At 70.5% G+C, this 21,952-nt stretch carries 20 protein-coding genes; 13 read left to right on the top strand and 7 right to left on the bottom strand.

Features of this window, described 5'->3' with window-relative positions; all coding sequences use genetic code 11:
* Positions 1-32 precede the first annotated feature (32 nt).
* On the top strand, positions 33-2,600 hold the full coding sequence (locus tag AB0C16_RS18400; RefSeq protein ID WP_357684294.1) for a bifunctional FO biosynthesis protein CofGH: 2,568 nt from the start codon (positions 33-35) through the stop codon (positions 2,598-2,600).
* 120 nt (positions 2,601-2,720) lie between these two features.
* Positions 2,721-4,430: a substrate-binding and VWA domain-containing protein gene (locus AB0C16_RS18395; protein WP_357684292.1), complete on the top strand. Its 1,710-nt coding sequence runs from the start codon at positions 2,721-2,723 to the stop codon at positions 4,428-4,430.
* 100 nt (positions 4,431-4,530) lie between these two features.
* Here the strand turns inward: AB0C16_RS18395 and AB0C16_RS18390 are convergent, their stop codons facing one another.
* The 3 genes from AB0C16_RS18390 to cofD all read right to left on the bottom strand — a co-directional run bounded on the left by AB0C16_RS18390 (position 4,531) and on the right by cofD (position 7,601).
* Complete coding sequence (locus AB0C16_RS18390; protein ID WP_357684290.1) at positions 4,531-5,268, bottom strand: lytic polysaccharide monooxygenase; 738 nt, start codon at positions 5,266-5,268, stop codon at positions 4,531-4,533.
* Positions 5,269-5,358: 90 nt separating this feature from the next.
* On the bottom strand, positions 5,359-6,666 hold the full coding sequence (locus tag AB0C16_RS18385) for a coenzyme F420-0:L-glutamate ligase (RefSeq protein ID WP_357684288.1): 1,308 nt from the start codon (positions 6,664-6,666) through the stop codon (positions 5,359-5,361).
* A complete protein-coding gene (gene cofD, locus AB0C16_RS18380; RefSeq protein ID WP_357684286.1) occupies positions 6,663-7,601 on the bottom strand; it encodes a 2-phospho-L-lactate transferase in 939 nt (312 codons plus the stop codon). Before cofD ends, AB0C16_RS18385 begins: the two co-directional genes overlap by 4 nt.
* Before the next feature lie 180 nt (positions 7,602-7,781).
* Here cofD and AB0C16_RS18375 point away from each other — a divergent pair, with 180 nt between their 5' ends.
* The 3 genes from AB0C16_RS18375 (at position 7,782) to AB0C16_RS18365 (ending at position 11,069) form a co-directional block, all read left to right on the top strand.
* Positions 7,782-10,235: a hypothetical protein gene (locus AB0C16_RS18375; RefSeq protein WP_357684284.1), complete on the top strand. Its 2,454-nt coding sequence runs from the start codon at positions 7,782-7,784 to the stop codon at positions 10,233-10,235.
* Positions 10,236-10,552: 317 nt separating this feature from the next.
* Entirely contained in the window at positions 10,553-10,813 is a 261-nt protein-coding gene (locus AB0C16_RS18370; RefSeq protein WP_049564653.1) for a WhiB family transcriptional regulator, read from the top strand.
* Between the two features lie 130 nt (positions 10,814-10,943).
* Positions 10,944-11,069 carry a hypothetical protein gene (locus AB0C16_RS18365; RefSeq protein WP_357684282.1) on the top strand — a complete coding sequence of 42 codons (126 nt, stop codon included), beginning with the start codon at positions 10,944-10,946 and terminating at the stop codon, positions 11,067-11,069.
* Here AB0C16_RS18365 and AB0C16_RS18360 read toward each other — a convergent pair.
* On the bottom strand, positions 11,066-11,506 hold the full coding sequence (locus AB0C16_RS18360) for a metallopeptidase family protein (RefSeq protein WP_357684280.1): 441 nt from the start codon (positions 11,504-11,506) through the stop codon (positions 11,066-11,068). The two genes, AB0C16_RS18365 and AB0C16_RS18360, sit on opposite strands and share 4 nt — an antisense overlap.
* A gap of 135 nt (positions 11,507-11,641) precedes the next feature.
* Here AB0C16_RS18360 and AB0C16_RS18355 point away from each other — a divergent pair, with 135 nt between their 5' ends.
* From AB0C16_RS18355 to AB0C16_RS18335, 5 genes are read left to right on the top strand one after another with little or no spacing between them, the layout of a single operon-like run.
* Complete coding sequence (locus AB0C16_RS18355) at positions 11,642-12,010, top strand: DUF3499 domain-containing protein (protein ID WP_357684278.1); 369 nt, start codon at positions 11,642-11,644, stop codon at positions 12,008-12,010.
* Positions 12,011-12,050: 40 nt separating this feature from the next.
* A complete protein-coding gene (locus AB0C16_RS18350) occupies positions 12,051-13,400 on the top strand; it encodes a phosphomannomutase/phosphoglucomutase (RefSeq protein ID WP_357684276.1) in 1,350 nt (449 codons plus the stop codon).
* Positions 13,397-13,564 carry a Trm112 family protein gene (locus AB0C16_RS18345; RefSeq protein WP_357684274.1) on the top strand — a complete coding sequence of 56 codons (168 nt, stop codon included), beginning with the start codon at positions 13,397-13,399 and terminating at the stop codon, positions 13,562-13,564. The genes AB0C16_RS18350 and AB0C16_RS18345 overlap by 4 nt, the downstream gene beginning before the upstream one ends.
* On the top strand, positions 13,561-14,667 hold the full coding sequence (locus AB0C16_RS18340) for a bifunctional phosphoglucose/phosphomannose isomerase (protein ID WP_357684273.1): 1,107 nt from the start codon (positions 13,561-13,563) through the stop codon (positions 14,665-14,667). The genes AB0C16_RS18345 and AB0C16_RS18340 overlap by 4 nt, the downstream gene beginning before the upstream one ends.
* A gap of 43 nt (positions 14,668-14,710) precedes the next feature.
* Positions 14,711-15,634 carry a cation diffusion facilitator family transporter gene (locus tag AB0C16_RS18335; protein ID WP_357684272.1) on the top strand — a complete coding sequence of 308 codons (924 nt, stop codon included), beginning with the start codon at positions 14,711-14,713 and terminating at the stop codon, positions 15,632-15,634.
* A gap of 107 nt (positions 15,635-15,741) precedes the next feature.
* Here AB0C16_RS18335 and AB0C16_RS18330 read toward each other — a convergent pair whose 3' ends face one another.
* Positions 15,742-16,212, bottom strand: a complete 471-nt coding sequence (locus AB0C16_RS18330; protein WP_357684271.1) for a hypothetical protein — start codon at positions 16,210-16,212, stop codon at positions 15,742-15,744.
* On the bottom strand, positions 16,209-16,568 hold the full coding sequence (locus AB0C16_RS18325) for a MerR family DNA-binding transcriptional regulator (RefSeq protein WP_357684270.1): 360 nt from the start codon (positions 16,566-16,568) through the stop codon (positions 16,209-16,211). The genes AB0C16_RS18330 and AB0C16_RS18325 overlap by 4 nt, the downstream gene beginning before the upstream one ends.
* 101 nt (positions 16,569-16,669) lie before the next feature.
* Between AB0C16_RS18325 and ahcY the strand changes: the two genes are divergently transcribed.
* Entirely contained in the window at positions 16,670-18,097 is a 1,428-nt protein-coding gene (gene ahcY, locus AB0C16_RS18320; protein ID WP_357684269.1) for an adenosylhomocysteinase, read from the top strand.
* A gap of 229 nt (positions 18,098-18,326) precedes the next feature.
* Entirely contained in the window at positions 18,327-19,562 is a 1,236-nt protein-coding gene (locus AB0C16_RS18315) for an adenosylhomocysteinase (protein WP_357684268.1), read from the top strand.
* 81 nt (positions 19,563-19,643) lie between these two features.
* Here the strand turns inward: AB0C16_RS18315 and AB0C16_RS18310 are convergent, their stop codons facing one another.
* Positions 19,644-20,276 (bottom strand): DUF305 domain-containing protein, encoded by a 633-nt coding sequence (locus tag AB0C16_RS18310; protein ID WP_357684267.1) that lies wholly within the window; start codon positions 20,274-20,276, stop codon positions 19,644-19,646.
* Positions 20,277-20,443: 167 nt separating this feature from the next.
* Between AB0C16_RS18310 and AB0C16_RS18305 the strand changes: the two genes are divergently transcribed.
* On the top strand, positions 20,444-21,850 hold the full coding sequence (locus AB0C16_RS18305) for a hypothetical protein (RefSeq protein ID WP_357684266.1): 1,407 nt from the start codon (positions 20,444-20,446) through the stop codon (positions 21,848-21,850).
* The last annotated feature ends 102 nt before the right edge of the window (positions 21,851-21,952 follow it).

Raw genomic sequence — 21,952 nt, 5'->3', positions numbered from 1 at the left:
CGGCGAATTCAGACACACGTAGTGTTCCGTACATGAGTCTCGTCAGTGATTCCGCGCTCCGTCGCGCGCTCGCCCGCGCGCGTGACGGGAAGACCCTCGACGTCACCGAGGCGACCGTGCTGCTGCACGCCCGTGGCGCGCACCTGGACACGCTTCTCGACCACGCCTCCCGGGTGCGGGACGCCGGCCTCGCGGCGGCCGGGCGGGAAGGCGTGATCACCTACAGCCGCAAGGTGTTCATCCCGCTGACCAGGTTGTGCCGCGACCGGTGCGGCTACTGCACGTTCGCCACCGCCCCGCACAAGCTGGAGGCGCCCTTCCTGAGCCCCGACGAGGTGCTGGAGATCGCCCGCCAGGGCGCCGCGATGGGATGCAAGGAGGCGTTGTTCACGCTGGGGGACCGGCCGGAGGACCGCTGGCACCAGGCGCGGGAGTGGCTCGACGCGCACGGCTACGACGACACGCTCTCCTATGTCCGGGCGATGGCGATCAGGGTGCTGGAGGAGACCGGGCTGCTGCCGCACCTCAACCCGGGTGTGCTCGGCTGGCGTGACCTGCAGCGGCTGAAGCCCGTGGCTCCGTCGATGGGGATGATGCTGGAGACCACGTCGCGGCGGCTGTTCGAGGAGAAGGGACAGCCGCACTACGGCTCGCCGGACAAGGACCCGGAGGTGCGCCTGCGCGTGCTGGAGGACGCCGGGCGCTCCAACGTGCCGTTCACGACCGGGATCCTGATCGGCATCGGCGAGACCGTCGAGGACCGGGCCGAGTCGATCTTCGCGATCAGGCGGGTGGCGCGCGAGTACAACGGCGTCCAGGAGGTCATCGTCCAGAACTTCCGCGCCAAGCCCGACACCGCCATGCGCGGCCTGCCCGACGCCGACCTGCAGGAGCTGGCCGCCACGATCGCGGTGGCCCGGCTGGTGCTCGGGCCGCGGACGCGCCTGCAGGCGCCGCCCAACCTGGTGGACTCCGAGTACGAGCTGATGATCCGCGCCGGGATCGACGACTGGGGCGGGGTGTCGCCGCTGACGCCCGACCACGTCAACCCCGAGCGCCCCTGGCCGCAGATCGACGACCTGGCCGCCCGGACCGACGCCGCCGGGTTCCGGCTCCGCGAACGGCTCACCATCTACCCCGAGTACGTGCTGGCCGGCGAGCCCTGGCTGGACCCCCGGCTGTTCGGCCACGTCCGGGCCCTGGCCGACCCCGCCACCGGGCTGGCCCGGGAGGACGCCGTGCTCGAAGGGCGGCCGTGGCAGGAGCCGGACGGCGGCTTCACCTCCTCCGGGCGGGTGGACCTGCACGTCGAGGTCGACACCTCGGGGCGCACCGCCGACCGCCGTGACGACTTCGACCACGTCTACGGCGACTGGGACGCCCTTCGCGACCGCCTGGACCCCGCCGCCCACGGGAACGCCACCGCGAGCACGCCCGCCGAGGTGCGCCAGGCGCTGCGCAGGGCCGAGAGCGACCCCGCCGGGCTCACCGACGCCGAGGCCGTGGCGCTGCTGTCGGCCGAGGGTGAGGCGCTGGAGGAGCTGGCCGGCATCGCCGACGAGTACCGCAGGCAGGCCGCCGGCGACGACGTCACCTACGTGGTCAACCGGAACATCAACTTCACCAACGTCTGCTACACCGGCTGCCGGTTCTGCGCGTTCGCCCAGCGCCGCACCGACGCCGACGCCTACACGCTGAGCCTCGACCAGGTGGCCGACCGCGCCGAGGAGGCCTGGCGGGCGGGCGCGACCGAGGTGTGCATGCAGGGCGGCATCCACCCCGACCTCCCCGGCACCGCCTACTTCGACATCGCCAGGGCGGTCAAGGCCAGGACCCCCGACATGCACGTGCACGCCTTCTCCCCGATGGAGGTCATCAACGGCGCCACCCGTACCGACCTGTCGATCGAGGAGTGGCTGCTCGCCGCGAAGGAGGCCGGGCTCGACTCCCTGCCGGGGACGGCCGCGGAGATCCTGGACGACGACGTGCGGTGGGTGCTCACCAAGGGCAAGCTGCCCACCAAGGAGTGGATCGACGTCATCACCACCGCCCACCGGCTGGGCCTGCCGACCACGTCCACGATGATGTACGGCCACGTCGACACCCACCTGCACTGGGTCAGGCACATCAAGCTGATCAGACGGCTACAGGAGGAGACCGGCGGGTTCTCGGAGTTCGTGCTGCTGCCGTTCGTGCACACCAGCGCGCCGATCTACCTGGCGGGCGTCGCCCGGCCGGGCCCCACGGCGCGGGAGAACCGGGCGGTGCACGCCCTGGCCCGGATCCTGCTGCACGGCGCGATCGCCAACATCCAGTGCTCCTGGGTCAAGCTCGGCGACGACCTGTGCCGCCAGGTGCTCCAGGGCGGGGTGAACGACCTGGGCGGCACGCTCATGGAGGAGACGATCAGCCGGATGGCCGGGTCGGAGAACGGCTCGTACAAGACGATCAGCGAGCTCCGTGAGATGGTCGAGCTCAGCGGCCGGCCGGTCACGCAGCGCACCACCGGGTACGGCCGGCCGAGCGCGGAACGCCTGGCCGCCTCCGAGGCGAGCGACGGCGTCTGCCAGAGCGTGCGCAGGGTCCTGCCGATGGCGTAGATATAACATGTTCTAGCTTGCACTTGCGCCCTGTGCGGGAGTCGCTGGAAGAATCGTCACTCCCCTGGAGAGAGGTTCACCGTGCGGTTGGGTCGACACCGCGCCGCCTTAAGTCCCGAGGTGCGGCGAAGGAAGGCACTCCAGCGAGGCATGCTGGCCGGGCTCACCGTCGTGGCCGTCGTCGCGGGCACGCTCGTGGTCGTGTTCGGCGGCGGTGGCGCGCTGTGCACCACGCGAGAGCCTGTTCTGGTCAGTGTGGCCGCCGCGGTCGACGTGGCGCCGGTGGCGATGGAGGCCGCCGCCCGCTTCAACGAGACCAAGGCCACGACCGGCGGCCGGTGCGTGCTCGTCCAGGTCACCGAGCAGCCGCCGGCCACGGTGCTGCGCACGCTGATCGGCGACCGGGCGGGCGTGCTGCGCGAGCGGCCGGACGGCTGGATCGCCGACTCCTCGGCCTGGATCCGGCTGGCTCGCAAGCAGGGCGCGAGCGCGCTGCCGGCGGGCGAGAGCGTGGTGGCCACCTCGCCGCTGGTGTTCGCCACCCGGGCCTCGCTGGCGCAGCGCTTCTCGGTCGGCAAGACGGAGATGAACTGGCGGATGGTCTTCCCGTCGACCGTGCGGGGGCGGCTCACGCCCAACGAGAGCGAGCCTGACGTCGTACGCGTGCCCGACCCGTCGCTGGCCGGCGCGGGCATCGCCACGGTCGCCGCCGCCCGTGACGTCGTGGGCACCGGGCCGGAGGCGGACAAGGCGCTGACCGCGTTCGTGCGCTGGGCCCAGGCCGGCTCGGCGCCCGACTATCGCAGCATGCTGACCGCCGTGGACGACCACACGTTCTGGCGGCGTCCGGTCGTGATCGTGCCGGAGCAGTCGGTGTGGGCGCACAACCAGCGGCCCTCGCCGGATCCGGTCGTGGCGCTGCATCCGCGTGAGGGCACGATCAACCTCGACTATCCGTACGTGGTGACGGCCGGCGACCCGGTGGTGGCCGAGGCGTCGACGATCTTCGCCGACTGGCTGGGCGGGGCGGAGGCCCAGGACATGGTGCGGCGGGCCGGGTTCAGGTCGGGCGACGGCCTGCAGGGCCCGATCTCGCCGGGGCCGCAGATCCCGGCCGAGACGCCGAAGACGCGTTCCTCCGTCTCTCCCGAGGACATCGACGAGGCGCTGCGCGCCTGGAGCAGGCTGGCGCCGCCGACCAACATCCTGGTGCTGGCCGACACCTCCAAGCACATGGCCGAGCCCATGAAGGGCACCACCCGGGTGGGCGTCGCGCTGGAGGCGGCCAAGATCGGCCTCCAGCTCTTCCCCGAGTCCACGCACATGGGGTTGTGGGAGTTCGCCGAGAGGGTCGGCCGGATCAGGGACTACCGGCAGTGGGTGGGGCTCGGCCCGATCAACCGCCCGGAGACCGGTCAGGTCGTCCGGCGGGGCGTGCTCAACCAGCTGACCTCCACGATCACCGCGCATCCCCGCCTGGACAGCTCGCTCTACGACTCGATCCTGAGCGGTTTCCGCGAGGTCTCCAGCGAATACCGCGAGGAGATGAACAACACACTCCTGGTGATCACCGCGGGCAAGGACGACGGCCGCGGCGTCAAGCTCCAGCCCCTGCTCGACAGGCTGGAGGCCGAGTGGGACCCGGACCGGCCCGTCCAGATCGTCGTCATCGCGTTCGGCGCCGGCGTCGACCGGGACAGCCTGACCAAGATCACGACCGCCACCAACGGCTCCCTGCACGTCGCCCAGGAGCCGGACGAGATCATCGACGTCTTCCTCGCGGCACTGGCGCGCCGCCTGTGCCACCCCACCTGCAAGCCGACGACGTGAGGGGGCCGACGCCCCCTCACGTCGCCGGTGGGTTCCGGAGGTCGGCTTCCGGAGCCGGCTTCCAGTGACCGGTTCCAGAGGCTGGTTCTAGAGGCTGGTTCTAGAGGCGTTGCCAGAGCGCCGGGACGTTCGGCGGCTCCCAGCCGGTGAGGGCGGTGTGCGCCTGGATGCACCGGTAGGTCAGGCCGCCGTAGGTCACCTGGGAGCCGACCGCGTAGGCGGTGCCGGCCTTCCAGGTGCCTCCAGGGGTGGAGGTCGGGGTGGGCGTGGGCGTGGGAGTGGGAGTCGGGGTGGGCGTCGGTGTCGGGGTGGGGGTCGGTGTCCCGCCGCCGCCGATCTGCAGGTCGACGCAGGCGTAGAAGGCGTTGACCGTGTCGGCGATGTTCCAGATCGCGAGGACCTTCTGCCTGCCGGAGAAGCCGGACAGGTTCACCGTGTGGGAGACCGTCGCGGCCGGTTGCCGGCCTCCGTCGTCGAACGACGCCACCCGGGTGCCGCCGATGTAGTACTCCCACGTGCTGGTGGCGTGGCGGGCCGTGAGGGTCCAGTTGAAGGTCACCGTGGTGCCGACCGAGGTCGCGGGCCAGGGCTTGCTCTCGTCGCTGAGCTGGGCGAAGCGGGCGACGCCGCCGTGGCAGTTGCGCTGGCCCTTGGGGCCTTCCACGCTCTGCGGCTCGTAGATGATGTCACCGCAGTCGGCCACCCGGCCCTGCGCGCAGAGAGCCTGCCGGCTGGGCGGCGAGTTGACGTAGCCATGGGCCAGCGCGGGCTGCGCGACGAACACCGTGGTGGCCATGGCAACCACCGCCACGGCGAGTAACGTGAGCGTTCTTCGCATGCGAATGCTCCTCTACATGGGGGGATCACCCTAATGTAAAGGAAAGTTTCCTAACGGTAAATGGCTCTTGACCGCGTCGCGACTCCCGTGTCAACGAGTCAGGATGAAGTCGCCGGGGTCGCGGGGAGCCCGGTCGCGGGGCGGGGCGGCGGCGTGGCCCACCGCGACGCAGCCCATCGGATCCCACGACCCGGGCAGGTCGAGCACCTCGCGGACCACCGGGCGGCAGAACATCGTGGACGACACCCACGCCGAGCCGAGACCCTCGACCGCGAGCTGGACGAGGAAGTTCTCGACTCCCGCACCGGTCGCCACCACGAACATCTCGCGCTCCGCCGCGTTGCGCCGCTCGTCGCGGTAGGTGTGGGAGCCCTCCATCACCAGGCAGGGCACCACCAGGTAGGGCGCGTTGCGCAGCACGTCGCCGCGCCTGACCCGCTTGACGATCGACTCCTCGGTGAAGCCGTCACCGCGCAGGTCGGTGATCCAGGCGTCGCGCATGGCGTCGACCAGCTTCAGCCGGGTCGCGGCCGACTCGACCAGGACGAACCGCCACGGGGTCGTGTGGTGGGGCGCCGGAGCCGCGATGCCCGCCGCCACCGCCCGCCGCACCGCGCCGGGGTCGACGGGCTCGGCGGAGAACTCCCGGATCGTACGGCGGGCGAACACCACGTCGCGCGAGCCGTAGCGGAACATGTCCTCGTCGGCCGGCCGGAGCAGCGGCCTGACGCCTGGGCCGTCGCCGGCCGTGACCAGGTGGGCGAGGCCCCGCACGATCGCGACCGGGACGCCGGCGAGCTTGCCCTTGACCAGCTCGGCGGCCGAGGCGATCTCGTCGGCCAGCGCGGTCACGGTGGCGCTGAGCGGGTTGCCGTGGGTGTCGGTGGCGCCGCGGAGGTCGTCGAGCGGCGTCACCCCCGCCACGCCGATGGCCACGTCGGTCAGGCCATGGCGCCACGGGCGGCCGAACGTGTCGGAGACGATCACGCCGACGCCCGCGGGCAGGCCCGCCCGGATGCGCCGGGCCGAGGCATCGGGGTCCTCGGGAAGCAGCAGGACGGTGCCGGGCTCGGTGTTGGAGGCGTCGACCCCGGCCGCGGCCATCACGAAGCCGTGGCGGGTCTGGGAGATCACGGTGTCGCCGCGCCTGGCGACCACCCGCTCGGTCTCCTCCTCGATCGCCGCTGCGCGGTCGGGGGCCCGCCGGACGCGGCCCTCGGCCTTGCTGACGATCTTGGAGGTGACGACGACGATGTCGCCCTCGCGCAGACCGGCGTCCTTCAGGAGGGCGGCCACGTCGTCGCCGGGCCGCACCTCGCCGATGCCGGGCACGGGTATCACCTCGACGCTCCCGCCGGGAGACGGCGTGGCGGCTGCGGGGACGGCGTCGGGGGTCATCGGGCGAGCTCCTGGGCGAGGTCGAGGGCCGTGCGGGCGATGTCGGCGGCCGCGTCGGTGTCGTGCATGATGATGGGCCTGGCGACCACGCGGACGCCGTCGAGGGCCACTCCGGCGTCTTCGGGCGCCACCAGCCAGCCGTCGACCAGGTCGGCGCCGTAGAGGCCGAGCACCGCCTGGGCCGTGGTCTCGACGCCGATGGCCGTGAGACAGGCGTCGGCCATGCCGCGCACCGGGGCGCCGCCGACGATGGGGGAGACGCCCACGACGGTCTTGGGCAGCAGGGCGTCACGGATGCCCGGGACCTGCAGGATCGTGCCGATGCTCACCACCGGGTTGGACGGCGGCAGGATCACCACGTCGGCCTCCTCGATGGCCTCCAGCACGCCGGGGGCGGGCCTGGCGGTGTCGACGCCGACCAGGGCGATCGACTCGGCGGGGACCGAGGCGCGCAGGCGCACCCACCATTCCTGGAAGTGGACGGCGCGGCGGCCCTGCTCGTCGCTGATCACCACGTGGGTCTCGCAGCGGTCGTCGGACATCGGCAGCAACCGGACACCGGGCTGCCAGCGCGCGCACAGCGCCTGCGTGATCTGCGACAGCGGGTAGCCGGCCTCCAGCATCTGCGAGCGGACGATGTGGGTGGCGAAGTCGCGGTCGCCCAGCCCGAACCACTGCGGCTCGACCCCGTAGGCCGCCAGCTCCTCCTTGACGACGTGGGACTCCTTGGCGCGGCCCCAGCCCTGCTCCTCGTCGATGCCGTGGCCGAGGGTGTACATGACCGTGTCGAGGTCGGGGCAGACGCGCAGGCCGAACAGGGTGATGTCGTCGCCTGTGTTGCCGATCACGGTGATCTGGGCGTCGGGTGCGGTCGCGCGCAGGCCACGCAGGAAGCGGGCGCCGCCGATGCCCCCTGCGAGGGAGACGATGTGCATGCGGCCCAGTCTTCCATCGGCCTCCGACAGGCCCGTCTCGGGAGTCAGCTTTACCGCCAAAAAACCCGTCATAGCGGTCGAACTGCTGCTTTTGGGGTTGAAGAGGTTCACGGGACTTCCGCCGAGAAAGTCGGTGATGTGGCAAACTCCCTTCGGGCTAAAGGGTTGATGGGGGTAGTTGTGAGCAAATTTGACGTTGCCCGGCTGAGAGAGCCGGCCGCCTGGCTGATGCTCGCGGCCGGCGGACTGAACGTGCTGCTGGCCGTCGGCCGGGTGCTGATCGGCTCGTCGGGCACGATCGGCGCCGACCTGTCCATCGCCGACCGCGCCGCCGCCGGCTTCGGCAGCCTCACCAGCCCCGTCACGACCGCGCTCCTCCTCGGATCCGTCCTGCTGGTCACCAAGGTCGGCCCGCCCTCGTCCAAGGCCAAGCCCATCACCCACGTCGCGACCGGGGCGCTCGGCCTCGCCACGGTGTTCGGCGCCCTGTCGCTCCTGCTCGGCCTCTTCTCCGGCGGCAGTGCCCGGTCGCTGGTGGAGTTCCTGCTCACCGGGGTGCCCCTCCTCGCGCTGACCGCCGTGGCCCTGGTCTACCTGCTGCCCCAGGTCCTGCCCGAACGGCCCTCCTACGATTACCCGCAGAGCCACGGCCAGCCGCCTCACGCCGCCCCCGCGTACGGCCCGCAGTCCGGTTACGGGCACCAGCCGCCGAGCCAGGGCCCACTGCCCTACGGGCAGCAGCCTGGTCACGAACAGCCGGGTTACGAACAGCCGGGTTACGAGCAGCCGCCGGCGTACGGACAGCAGCCGGGTTACGAGCAGCAGCCTCCCGGTCAGGGTCCCGTCCCGTACGCTCAGCAGCCCGGCTACGGCCGGCAGCCGCCGAGCTTCGGTGGCCACCCCGACGGCCCCCTGCCCGACCAGCAGCCCTACCCCCAGCCCGGCCCGGCCGCCTACGGGCAGCAGGAGCCCTACCAGCAGTCTCCGCCCGTCGCCCAGCCCAGGGCGGCGTTGCCCGCCGCTCCCGCCGACCGGCACAACCCCCCGCAGGACCTCCCCTTCAACCAGCCGGACTCCCAGGGCCACGGTCAGACCGACCCGGCACCGGGTCAGGGTTACGGCCAGCAAGGCCCGACCTCGGGCCCCACGCCGCAGGGCTACGGCCAGTCCGATTCGGGCCAGTACGGCTCCTCGTCGGGTCAGCAGGATCAGCCGGGTTACGGCCAGTCCGGATCCCCGCTCGGTCAGCCTGGTTCGTCGTTGGGGCAGGTGGACTCTTCGTTCGGTCAGCATGGTTCGTCGTCGGGCCAGCCGGATTCCTCGTCCGGCCAGGGCGACCAGCGTGGCTACGGTCAGACCGACCCGTCGCTGGGTCAGGGTTACGGCTCGCAGGGGACGACCTCGGGCCAGCCCGCGCCGCAGGGCTACGGCCAGTCGGATCCGGCGCAGGGCTACGGCCAGTCCGATTCGGGTCAGTACGGCTCCTCGTCGGGTCAGCAGGATCAGCCGGGTTACGGCCAGTCCGGATCCCCGCTCGGTCAGTCCGGTTCGTCGTTGGGGCAGGCGGACTCTTCGTTCGGTCAGCATGGCTCGTCGTCGGGCCAGCCGGATTCCTCGTTCGGCCAGGTGGATCAGCGTGGCTACGGTCAGACCGGCCCGTCGCCGGGTCAGGGTTACGGCCCGCAGGGGGCGTCCTACGGCCAGAGCGACCCGCAGGCGTCCTCGTTCGGCCAGGGTGACCAGCGCCAGGGTGACCAGCAGGGCTCCGGGCAGACCAATCCCGCCCACGCGTACACCCCGTCGGAGACCCTTCCCAACAGCGGCTACCAGCCGGCCCCCTATGTCCCCGCGGACAGCCAGCCCAACGCCTACGGCCAGGCGAACTCCTACGCCCCGGCGCCCGACTCCCAGGCACACTCCTACGCGCCCGCGACGGACTCGCAGCCCGGTGTCTACGGACAGGCGAACCCCCAGCCGAACCCCCAGCCGAACTCCCAGCCGAACTCCTACGCGCCGGCCGACGGCCGCGGTCTCTACGCGTCGCCCCAGGACAACGGCGGGTTCGGGACGCCGGGTGGCCACCCGAACGCCTTCAACGCCCAAGCCGACCCCGCCTATCCCGCCGCCGAGACGGCCCCCAGCGTGCCGTACCCGCCGGGCGAGTTCGAGTCCCGGCCCGTGCAGGGCGGCCAGCCCTTCACCGGCTACTCGGGACAGGAGTACGCGACGCCGGCCTACCAGGAGCCGGACCCGCCGGTGGACCCGCGCTCCCAGCAGCTCCTGGACGCCTACCAGCAGGCCGAGACGTACCAGCACTCGCTGGCGGGCGCGTCGCCCGACCTGCGCGTGCCGGACTACTCGGGCCAGCCGGCCAGGCCGTACGACGATCCGTTCGGACACCCGCAGCAGCCCCAGCAGCACCATCCCCAGCAGGGACAGTACGAGCCGCAGCCGAGTCAGTACGAGCCGCCGGCCTACAAGCCGCAGCACCAGTCGGGCGGCTGGGACCCCGCTCCGGACTCCACGGTCAGGTTGGACCAGCCGCTGGGCGACGCGCTGGGCGAGCGGGCCAGGCACGGAGACGACCCGATCGACCCCACAGCCATATACACCCCCAACGAGCCACGCAGGTAACAGACCGGCAAAGCACGGCTAGAGAGAAGGTGGGCCACGGGCGGGCGTCTATACCGCCCTGGTACGGTTCCGACCGCTGACAGCGAATGAACACGCCAGGCCGATGCCAGATTCAGGGCTGAGGCCGGGTGCGAACATCACATGCCAAGCACACCGGGGCGAGGGTTGGCCTTTCCCCGGATACCGGCATGCCGCTTGACGCCGCGCACGGCACGCGCGTGTAATTACAACCATGTTGTTACGCCTTCCTGTGGGTGGGTAGTAAGGAAGGCGTCCATGGGGGGCTCCATTGCGGGCGGGCGGCAGGGAGGTGTGCAGTGACCGATCTGGTCATCGCACAAGATCAGCTTGACGCTGAAGAACTCGGATGGCAGGAGCGCGCCCTGTGCGCGCAGACTGATCCGGAAGCGTTCTTCCCGGAGAAGGGCGGCTCTACCCGAGAAGCCAAGAAGGTCTGCCGATCGTGCGAGGTGCGTGCAGAGTGTCTCGAATACGCACTCGAGCACGACGAGCGGTTCGGCATCTGGGGTGGGCTGTCCGAACGGGAGCGCAGACGGATCAAGCGCCAGGCCGTTTAGGGATATCTGCGAAAGGGTCACGCGGGCTGCCGCGTGACCCTTTTTCGCATGTACGGTGGGCGCGCCTGATCATCAGCCTGGAGTCGCGCGCCGGGCGGCGGCCCTGGACTCACAGCCGTCGCCGCGGCGGATGAGCCTGTCGGCCGCCGGCGGCCTGTGGCGGCTGACCGAGCCGCCCAGGCGGGTGCCCGCCCAGCCCGAGGACCCCCTGCACGGGCCGTGGCTGTGGACCCAGGCGGCGCTGGTGCTGCCCTAGCGGCGGTCGTCGTAGCCGGGGTCGACCGTCTCGGGTGACAGGCCCAGCAGCGAGGCCACCTGCTCGACCACGGTGTCGTGGACCAGGGCCCCCAACGCGTCACGGTCGCGGGCGCGGGCTTCGAGCGGGCGGCGGTAGATCACGACCGAGGCGGGCTCGGCCCCCTGGGCCGCGACGGCGCGGCCGAACGGGATGGGGTCGGCGCCGATCCGCGGCCCGTCGCCCAACTCGCTCAGCGGCGGCACCTCCTCGACCGCGAACTCCACCACGGACAACTGCCTGCCCCACTGGGGCCGGAGCCGGTCGACGGCGTCGAGCACCAGGTCGTCGAACCGCTCGCTGCGCGACCGGGCGAGCGGAACATGGGAGGGCGCGAGCGGGCCCCGCAGGCCGCGGCCGTGCCGGTCACGCCGCCTCGGCCCCCGCTTCTCAGTCACCTGCCAAGTCTAAGGGGAGACCGCATCGGTGCATGTGGGTGGAAAGGCTGCGACAGGTGTCCGAATTGTGGCGACACGCTCGTTAAGAGCGCTCAGGTAGTGGCGTCCCGCACTCTTACCAGATACGGTCCCTCCGTGAGCCCCGTCCGCCGCTGTTCCCGCACCGCTTGCAGCCAGCCTGCCGTCTTCACGCTCACGTACGTATACGCCGACTCGACCGCTGTCCTAGGCCCTCTCGCGACGTACGCCGAGCCACACTGCTACGACCTGTGCGCCGAACACGCCGAGCGGCTGACCGCTCCCCGCGGCTGGGAGGTGGTCCGCCTCCCCACCGACGGCGGCTCGCCGAGCTCCGACGACCTGGAGGCGCTGGCCAACGCCGTCAGAGAGGCCGCCAGGCCGACCCCCGCAGGCGGCACGGAGCCGGTCGGGCAGGGGGTCGAGGTCGGCCGCCGGGGTCACCTGCGCGTTCTTCGGTCCGCCCAGCAACATCGCGACCGGTAGGCTCGTCCTGACGTAGCCGACCTAGGGGCGGAGCTGGAGAGTGGGCGACCTCGCCAAGATCTTCAAGGCCTACGACGTTCGCGGTGTGGTGCCCGACGAGTTCGACGAGCCGGCCGCCGAGGCCGTGGGGGCGGCCTTCGTGGAGGTGACCGGGGCCGAGGCGGTCGTGGTCGCGCATGACATGCGGGAGTCCTCGGGGCCGCTGGCCGCCGCGTTCATCCGCGGCGCCCGCTCGCGCGGAGCCGACGTCGTGCACGCCGGGCTCGGCTCCACCGACCTGCTCTACTACGCCAGCGGCAGCCTCGGCCTGCCCGGCGTGATGTTCACGGCCAGCCACAATCCCGCCCGCTACAACGGCATGAAGATGTGCCGCGCGGGCGCGGTGCCGATCGGCGGCGACTCGGGCCTCATCGAGATCCGCGACCGGGCCGCCGAGCTGATCGGCGTCACGGCGCCTCCCACCGGCACGCTGGTCGAGCGAGACCTGCTCCAGGGCTATGCCGATCACCTGCGCACTCTGGTCGACCTGTCCGCCATCCGGCCGCTCAAGGTGGTCGTCGACGCGGGCAACGGGATGGGCGGCCACACCGTGCCCGCCGTCTTCGACGGGCTGCCGATCGAGCTGGTCCCGCTCTACTTCGAGCTCGACGGCTCCTTCCCCAACCACGAGGCCAACCCGATCGAGCCCGACAACCTGCGCGACCTGCAGCGCGCCGTCCTCGAGACCCGCGCCGACCTCGGCCTCGCCTTCGACGGCGACGCCGACCGCTGCTGGGTGGTCGACGAGCGCGGCCAGTCGGTCTCCCCGTCGACCGTCACCGCGCTGGTGGCGGTCCGCGAGCTGGCCAAACACCCGGGTTCGACGATCATCCACAATCTCATCACCTCGCTCGGGGTCCCGGAGATCGTCCGCGAGCACGGCGGCGAGCCGGTGCGCACCCGGGTCGGCCACTCGTTCATCAAGGCCGAGATGGCCCGCACGGGCGCGGTCTTCGGCGGCGAGCACTCCGCCCACTACTACTTCCGTGACTTCTGGTTCGCCGACTCGGGCCTGCTGGCCGCGATGCACGTGCTGGCCGCGCTCGGCGAGCAGGACCTGCCGCTGTCGCGGGTGGTGGGCGCCTACTCCCGCTACCACGCCTCGGGCGAGATCAACAGCACGGTCGACGACCAGGACAAGGCGCTGCGGCAGGTGTGGGAGGCGTTCGAGTCCCGGGGCCGGCTCGACGAGCTCGACGGGCTGACCGTGACCGGGTCCGGCTGGTGGTTCAACCTGCGCGCGTCCAACACCGAGCCGCTGCTCCGGCTGAACGCCGAGGCGGCCGACCAGACCACGATGACGGCGATCAGGGACGAAGTCCTCGCCATCGTCAGAAAGGTGTCAGTGTGAAGATCGACGACTGGCTGCTGGAGATCCTGGCCTGTCCGGCGTGCAAGTCGCCGCTGCGTGCGGAGGGCGAGGCCGACGAGCTGGCCTGCACGGGGTGCGGCCTGATCTATCCCGTCAGGGATGACATTCCCGTCCTGCTGGTCGACGAGGCCAGGAAGCCGTGATCTGGGAGCCCGAGCGGCTCGACGACCAGCAGCACCTGGCCGACGGTGACCCCGGCGGCATGCTGCTCGCGGTCGCCACCTCGGCGGCCCAGGTACGCACCGGCCACCGGATCGCGCTCGAGGCGGGCGTCGACCGCCTGGCGGCGCAGGGCCGCCCGCGGGCGATCGTGGTCGCCGGCATGGGCGGTTCGGCGATCGGCGGCGACATCCTGGCCGCGGTCTGCGGCAGGGGCGCCCCGATGCCGATCGTGACCCTGCGCTCCTACCAGCTGCCCGGCTGGGTCGGCGCCACCGACCTGGTCATCGCGGTCTCCTGCTCGGGCCGCACCGAGGAGACGCTCTCCGTGGCCGCCGAGGCGGTGCGGCGCGGCTGTTCGCTGCTGGCCGTGGGCGGCGCGGGCTCGCCGCTGGAGGCGGTGGCCACGCAGTCCTCGGCCCTCTACGTTCCCCTGCCCGTCAGCGGTCAGCCGAGGGCCAACCTCTGGCTGGCGACGGTTCCGCTGATCGTGGCCGCCGCCTCGCTCGGCCTGGTGCAGGCCGACGCCGCGCTGTTCGAGGACGTCGCCAAGGCGCTCGAGGACATCGCCCACCAGTGCCGACCGTCCAGCGAGTCGTTCGTCAACCCCGGCAAGACGCTGGCCATGGAGCTGGCCGGAAGCGTGCCGATGATCTGGGGCAGCTCGCCGCTCGCCTCGGCCGCCGGCTACCGGCTGGCCTGCCAGCTCGGCGAGAACGCCAAGTATCCCGCGATCTTCGGCGAGCTGCCCGAGGCCAACCACAACCAGGTGGTCGCCTTCGACGGGCCGCTCGCCCAGCGCGACCTCTTCGCCGACACTCCGGCCCAGTCGCTCAGGCTGGTGATGCTGCGCGACGTCGACGAGCACCCGCAGGTGACCCGGCGCCGCGAGGTGTCCGTACGCCTCGCGCGCGACCGAGACGTGCCGGTCACCGAGCTCGCGGGCGAGGGCGCCCATCCGTTGCGGCGCGTGGCGACGTTGATCGGGCTCGGCGACTACGCGAGCACCTACCTGGCGCTCGGCTATGGGATCGACCCGACCCCGGTGGCGACGATCACAGAACTGAAGGCCAGGATTTCGCAATAGGATCCGTTTTCATGCCTTTAATGCTGATGAGTGGGGAGCGCCGGTGAGTGCGAGCGGCGGTACCAAAGCGATCATCGCGGCCCTGGTCGCGAACATGTCCATCGCGGTGGCGAAGTTCGTGGCGGCGTTCTTCACCGGGTCATCGTCGATGCTGGCCGAGGGCATCCACTCCGTCGCCGACTCGGGCAACCAGTTGCTGCTGCTGATCGGTGGCAAGCGGGCCCAGCGGGCGCGCACCAGGGAGCACCCGTTCGGCTACGGCCGTGAGCGCTACTTCTACGCCTTCGTGGTGGCCGTCGTGCTGTTCACGATCGGCGCGGCCTTCTCGCTCTACGAGGGTGTGCACAAGATCGCCGACCCGCACCAGGTGGAGGCGCCGATCTGGGCCTTCGCGGTGCTGATCTTCGCGATCATCGCGGAGTCGTTCTCGTTCCGCACGGCGATCAAGGAGTCCAACGCGGTGCGCGGCACGCAGTCGTGGACCTCCTTCATCCGCCGGTCCAAGTCGCCGGAGCTGCCGGTCATCCTGCTGGAGGACCTCGGAGCCCTGCTGGGTCTGTTCTTCGCGCTGTTCGGCGTGACGATGGCGGTCGTGACCGGCGACGGCGTCTGGGACGGCATCGGCACCCTGATGATCGGCGTGCTGCTCGCGGTGATCGCGGTCGTGCTGGCCATCGAGACCAAGTCGCTGCTGGTGGGCGAGGGCGCCACCCCGCAGATGGAGACCGACATCCGCGCCGCTCTCGAGGCGGCCGACGAGGTCGAGCGCGTGATCCACATGCGCACGCTGCACCTGGGGCCCGAGGAGCTGCTGGTGGCCGCCAAGATCGCGGTGTCTCACGACGACACCGCGGCCGAGGTCGCCCGGGGCATCGACGAGGCCGAGCGCCGCATCCGCGAGGCCGTGCCGATCGCCCGGGTCATCTACCTGGAGCCCGACCTCGACCGTTCACGCGCCAAGACCTGACGGTCGCGGCCGCCTGACGACGGCCGGGCTCGGTCGCGGCGAAAGAGCCGCGTGTCATGTTCCGCGGTGCGGAGCCGCGTGTCATGTTCGCGGTGCGGAGCCGCGTGTCATTCGTGCCCGGTCAGGCAGGACGTGCCGGCATCGGTCTGGTCGAACAGGCAGCGGCCGTCCTTGTCCAGCGTGACGACCTTCCGTACGGTCCCGAACTGCTTCAGCGTGGTGTCGATCATGTGCAGCACCCGCGCGTCGGAGCCCACTCCGTTGCCCCAGACCGTGCGGCAGAAGCGCAGCGTGGCCACGCCTCTCTTGATCTTGACGGTGAAGTCGGCCCCGCCGCAGTCGGACCTGCCGCGCAGCCGGCCGGTCAGCTCCGAGTGCAGCCCCCTGCGCCGCTCGGCCCTGGTCGGCCCGGCGATCAGTTGCTCGACGGCGAATCTGGCGACGCCCCGGTCGGGCGCCTTCCTGGTCACCGCGACCACCTTGCCGGGGATGTCGAACCCCTTGGAGAAATAGACCTTCACCTCGGCCGCGGGCGGCGGAGAGACGGCGAGCACGGTGGCGATCAGCAGCTCTTTCACGACCGTTTGGACGCCTGGCGGGGAGCGGAGGTTCGCAGCAGGCGCAGCGCTTTCTCCTTCTCGAAGTCGAGGGCCCGGCGGGGCGCCTGGATGCGGCCGATCCGTACGCCGAGATCGCGCACGGCGGCGGCCACGACGGGGTCGCTCAGCACCCGCACGGCGAAGGCCAGCTCGGCGGGGGACACGTCGAACCGCTTCTCCAGCTCCACTCCCTGCGCCACCGCGGACAGCTCCTCGGGGCCGAAGCGGCGGTGCGCTCCCTGCTCACGCACGGGGGGCAGCAGGCCGAGGGCTTCGCGGTATCGGAGCATTCGAGGGGACATGCCCAGCCGCCGGGCGGCTTCGGTGATGCGCATCCTTACATTCTTACGTCAGATTCCGGCCCTGCGAGATGCGAGTGTGTTCGGGTGACGCCTAAACTCGTCCGCGACACACATCGTCACGCGAGGGGTAACAGATGGACTTCAAGGTCGCCGACCTTTCACTTGCCGACTTCGGCCGCAAGGAGATCCGGCTCGCCGAGCACGAGATGCCCGGCCTCATGGCGATTCGCAAGGAGTACGCGGCCGCGCAGCCCCTTCGCGGCGCGAAGATCATGGGCTCCCTGCACATGACGATCCAGACCGCCGTCCTCATCGAGACGCTGGTCGCGCTCGGCGCCGAGGTGCGCTGGGTCAGCTGCAACATCTTCTCCACCCAGGACCACGCCGCCGCGGCGGTCGTCGTAGGCCCCGACGGCACCGTCGACGACCCGCGCGGCGTGCCGGTCTTCGCCTGGAAGGGCGAGACGCTCGAGGAATACTGGTGGTGCACCGAGCAGGCGCTCACCTGGCCCGGCGGCGACGCCCCCAACATGATCCTCGACGACGGCGGCGACGCCACGCTGCTCGTCCACAAGGGCGCCGAATACGAGAAGGCCGGGGCCGTGCCCGCCGCCACCGCCGACGACCCGGAGGAGTGGCACGTCATCATCGACCTGCTCAGCCGCACGGTCACCGGCGAGAAGCGGTGGAGCCGCATCGCCGAGGCCATCAAGGGCGTCACCGAGGAGACGACCACCGGCGTGCACCGCCTCTACGAGATGCACAAGAACGGCCAGCTGCTGTTCCCGGCGATCAACGTCAACGACTCGGTCACCAAGTCCAAGTTCGACAACAAGTACGGCTGCCGCCACTCCGTCATCGACGGCCTCAACCGCGCCACCGACGTGCTGATCGGCGGCAAGGTGGCCGTGGTGTGCGGCTACGGCGACGTCGGCAAGGGCTGCGCCGACGCGCTGCGCGGCCAGGGCGCCCGCGTCATCGTGACCGAGATCGACCCGATCTGCGCGCTCCAGGCGGCCATGGACGGCTTCCAGGTCACCACGCTCGACGAGGTGGTCGGCATCGCCGACATCTTCGTCACGGCGACCGGCAACTTCAACATCATCACCGCCGAGCACATGGCGAGGATGAAGCACCAGGCGATCGTCTCCAACATCGGTCACTTCGACAACGAGATCGACATGGCCGGCCTGGCCAAGCTGCCCGGCATCGAGAAGCGCAACATCAAGCCGCAGGTCGACGAGTGGGTCTTCGCCGACGGCCACTCGATCCTGGTGCTCGCCGAGGGCCGCCTGATGAACCTCGGCTGCGCGACCGGTCACCCGAGCTTCGTGATGTCCAACTCGTTCACCAACCAGGTGATCGCGCAGATCGAGCTGTTCACCAAGACCGACGAGTACCCGATCGGCGTCTACACTCTGCCCAAGCACCTCGACGAGAAGGTCGCCCGGCTGCACCTCGACGCCCTCGGCGTCAAGCTCACCGAGCTGTCCAAGGAGCAGGCCGAATACATCGGCGTCCACATCGAGGGCCCGTACAAGTCCGACCACTATCGCTACTGAGTGCCGCGGGGCTTTTCCGGAGGCCGGGCTCGGCAGAGGGCGCGCACGTCGGGTGCGTGGCGGCTCCCGCGGAGCCGCCGGACGATCAGTTCTTACGGCCAGGCACGGCAGGCGCCGCCCGCCGTGCGTGGCCGGGTCCCGCGGATCGTCGGGTTCCAGTGAGCGGGGCTGAGCGCCGTCACGGATCCCCGGTGGGCCGTGGCCTTCGGTGATCGTGGGGGGAAGGGCGTTGGAGCTTTCGGAGAGCGGCGAGCGGCAGATCAGCTGGGCCGCCCGGTCGATGCCGGTGTTGACCGCGATCGGCGAGCGGTTCGCGGCCGAGCGGCCGCTCGCCGGGCTGAAGATCGCCGCGTGTCTGCACGTGACGGCCGAGACGGCGGTGCTGATGGGGGCGCTCAGGGCCGGAGGCGCCGAGATCGCGCTGGCCGCGTCCAATCCGCTGTCCACGCAGGACGACGTGGCCGAGGCGCTGCGCGGCTACGGGATCGCGGTGCACGCGCGGGCGGGGGTCGATCGGGCCACCTACTACCGGCACATCCACCAGGCGCTCGACCTCGGGCCCGATCTCGTGCTCGACGACGGGTGCGACCTGGTCAACATCCTGCACACCGAGCGGACCGACCTGCTGGACGGCGTGTCCGGAGGGTGCGAGGAGACCACGACCGGGATCATCCGGCTGCGGCAGATGGCCGCCGAGAACGCCCTGCGCTTTCCCGTCGTCGCGGTGAACGACACGCGGACCAAGCGGATGTTCGACAACCGCTACGGCACGGGACAGTCGACGCTCGACGGCATCATGCGGGCCACCAACACCATGCTGGCGGGGCGGACCGTGGTGGTGGCCGGGTTCGGCTACTGCGGGAGGGGTGTGGCCGAGCGGGCGAAGGGGCTCGGCGCGCGGGTGGTGGTGACGGAGATCGACGCGGTCAAGGCGCTCGACGCCACCCTGCAGGGCTACGAGGTGCGGCCGATGGCGCAGGCGGCCGGGCTGGGCGACCTGTTCATCACCGTGACGGGCAACCGCGACGTGGTCCGGGGCGAGCACCTGGCCGCCATGAAGGACGGCGCGATCCTGGCCAACGCCGGGCATTTCGACGTGGAGATCGACGTGCGGGCGCTGGACGAGCTGGCCGTGGAGGTGCACCGCGGCGTCCGGCCCAGCACCGACGAGTACGTCCTGGCCGACGGCCGGCGGCTGCTCCTGCTGGCCGAGGGCCGCCTGGTGAACCTGACCGCCGCCGAGGGGCATCCGGCCGCGGTCATGGACATGTCGTTCTCCGCCCACGCGCTCGCCGTCGCCTGGCTGGCCGGAGAGCGTGCCCGGTTGGCGCCGGGCGTCTACGACGTGCCGGAGGAGATCGACCACGAGGTGGCCCGGCTCAAGCTGGCCGCCGCGGGCATCGGCATCGACACGCTCACCGGCGACCAGGAGGACTACCTGCACTCCTGGCGGGTCGGCTCCTGATCGGGCGCGGCGCGCCGGCTGCCATCTGGTGCGACGGCTTCCGATCGGAATCGGGCCGGTTCAGGAGCCGATGACCGGGGGTCAGGCCGCCGCCTGCATCTCCCGCATGCGGCGGATCTCGGCCGTCTGGGTGACGTTGACGTCGTTGGCCAGCTCCTCGATCCGGATGTGCGAGCCGTTGGTCAGCACCTTCTCCGACATCGTGATGGCGCCCTCGTGGTGGGTGATCATGAGCTGCAGGAACAGGGCGTCGAACGCCTTGCCCTGGGCCGCCTTGAGAGCCTCCATCTGCTCGGGGGTGGCCATGCCGGGCATTCCGTCGTGCCCCGCGTGGTGGTCGGGGACCTTCTGGCCGAGCTCCTGCAGCCAGGTGGTCATGTATTGGATCTCCGGGCCCTGGGCGTCCTTGATGCGGGAGGCCAGGCCCTTGAGCTTGGTCGACTCGGCCCTGTTGGGCGCCAGGATCGCCATGTCGAGCGCCTGGCGGTGATGGATGATCATGTCCTGGACGTAGGTGATGTCGGCGGCGTTCGCGGTGGCCGAGGGCACGGCGGTGACGGCCTCGCCGGGAGAGAGGGTCTTGGCCTCCTCGCCGGGCCGGCCGGGCGCGATCACGGGGGCGGTCGAGTCGGCGCGGGGAACGGGCGGCGGTGTGCTGGAGCAGCTCGTGAGGGCAATCACCGTGCCCGTGATGACGATGAGCGCGGTGCGCACCAGGTCTCCTCTGGGTGAAGTCGGTCCAGAGTGCGCACTCTAGGCGAAAACGACCACGGGCGAAAGACTGCAATGAAGTACAAGATTTGACAGATTGCACTCTGGTATGGAGCGCTGCCCACCCGTGACGATTTGGTTGTTTTATGTAGTTTATAGGAGGTTTCCTAGTGTTAACTCTCCGCAGGACCCTCGTCCTGGTCGGGGCTGCCGTCGCTCTCGTGGGCGGCGCGTTGCCCGCCCAGGCGTCGGAGATCCCAGCTCCCGGCGAGATCGTCATGAGCTCCAACATCCAGCACGTGACCAACGTCCCCAAGCCCGACGCGCTGAACGACATCCACACCGACATGGCCTTCCAGGGCGACTACGCCTATGTCGGCAACTACGCGGGCTTCTCCATCTACGACATCAAGCACCCCAAGCAGACGTCGCTGGTGAGCTCCGTGGTCTGCCCCGGCGGCCAGATGGACATGTCCGTCTACGGCAACCTGCTGTTCGGGTCGGTCGACTCCTCCCGTAACGACGACTCGTGCAACAGCACCGGTCAGTCGGCTACGAACGAGGCGTCGTGGGAGGGCATGCGCATCTTCGACATCTCGGACAAGAGCAACCCGACCTACATCAAGTCCGTCGAGACGAACTGCGGCTCACACACCAACACGCTCGTGCCCGACAAGAAGGGCGAGAACGTCTACATCTACGTCTCGTCCTACTCGCCGAGCGCCAGCTTCCCCGACTGCCAGCCGCCGCACGACCTGATCTCGATCATCAAGGTGCCGCTGAAGAACCCGACGGCGGCCGAGGTCATCGCGACGCCCAACCTGTTCCCCGACGGTGGTTTCCCCGGCGTGCCGGGCTCCTACCCGAACGGCAAGTCCGCCACCACCGGCTGCCACGACATCACCGCCTACCCGGAGAAGGACATCGCGGCCGGCGCCTGCATGGGTGAGGGCATCCTGATGGACATCTCCGACCCCGAGCAGCCGAAGGTCACGGCCACCGTGCGCGACGAGGTGAACTTCGCCTTCTGGCACTCCGCCACGTTCAACAACCAGGGCACCAAGGTCATCTTCACCGACGAGCTCGGCGGCGGCACCCGCGCCACCTGCAATGCGGCGATCGGTCCCAACAGGGGCGCCAACGCCTACTACGACATCGTCGACGGTCAGCTCGCGTTCAAGAGCTACTTCAAGATCGCGCGGCACCAGGCCGACACCGAGAACTGCGTGGCCCACAACGGCTCGCTGATCCCGGTCAAGAACAAGGACATCATGGTCCAGGCGTGGTACCAGGGTGGCATCTCGGTGGTGGACTTCACCGACTCGGCCAACCCGCAGGAGATCGCCTACTTCGAGCGTGGTCCGGACAACACCGCCCCCGCGCTCAGCGGTGGCTTCTGGTCCGCGTACTACTACAACGGCTACATCTACGGCTCGGACTTCAACCTGGGCCTCGATGTGCTGAAGATCAACGACCCGCGTACCAACCAGGCCAACAGCGTCAAGATGGACCTGTTGAACGCGCAGACCCAGGGTTCCTACGCCGAGCACGGCGAGGGCACTCCCGGCGGTCAGTGATGTGAGCCGTGCGGCGGGGGTTCCGATCCCCGCCGCATCGGCGTGACGCCGGATCGTACGTTTCCTGACACCTTCCTTACAAGCCGTCAGGTCACGATATTT

The sequence above is a fragment of the Nonomuraea sp. NPDC048916 genome (assembly GCF_040649575.1).
In the GTDB taxonomy this organism is placed as follows: domain Bacteria; phylum Actinomycetota; class Actinomycetes; order Streptosporangiales; family Streptosporangiaceae; genus Nonomuraea.
Note: the sequence above shows the minus strand (reverse complement) of the source record. Positions and strands in the feature narration are given on the sequence as shown.

Coding starts and splice junctions, on each gene's coding strand:
- AB0C16_RS18365 (WP_357684282.1), top strand. CDS start 10,944: ATGAGCCTGTCGGCCGCCGGCGGCCTGTGGCGGCTGACCGAGCCGCCC.
- cofD (WP_357684286.1), bottom strand. CDS start 7,601: ATGCACATCGTCTCCCTCGCAGGGGGCATCGGCGGCGCCCGCTTCCTG.
- AB0C16_RS18400 (WP_357684294.1), top strand. CDS start 33: ATGAGTCTCGTCAGTGATTCCGCGCTCCGTCGCGCGCTCGCCCGCGCG.
- AB0C16_RS18325 (WP_357684270.1), bottom strand. CDS start 16,568: ATGCGCATCACCGAAGCCGCCCGGCGGCTGGGCATGTCCCCTCGAATG.
- AB0C16_RS18390 (WP_357684290.1), bottom strand. CDS start 5,268: ATGCGAAGAACGCTCACGTTACTCGCCGTGGCGGTGGTTGCCATGGCC.
- ahcY (WP_357684269.1), top strand. CDS start 16,670: ATGGACTTCAAGGTCGCCGACCTTTCACTTGCCGACTTCGGCCGCAAG.
- AB0C16_RS18385 (WP_357684288.1), bottom strand. CDS start 6,666: ATGACCCCCGACGCCGTCCCCGCAGCCGCCACGCCGTCTCCCGGCGGG.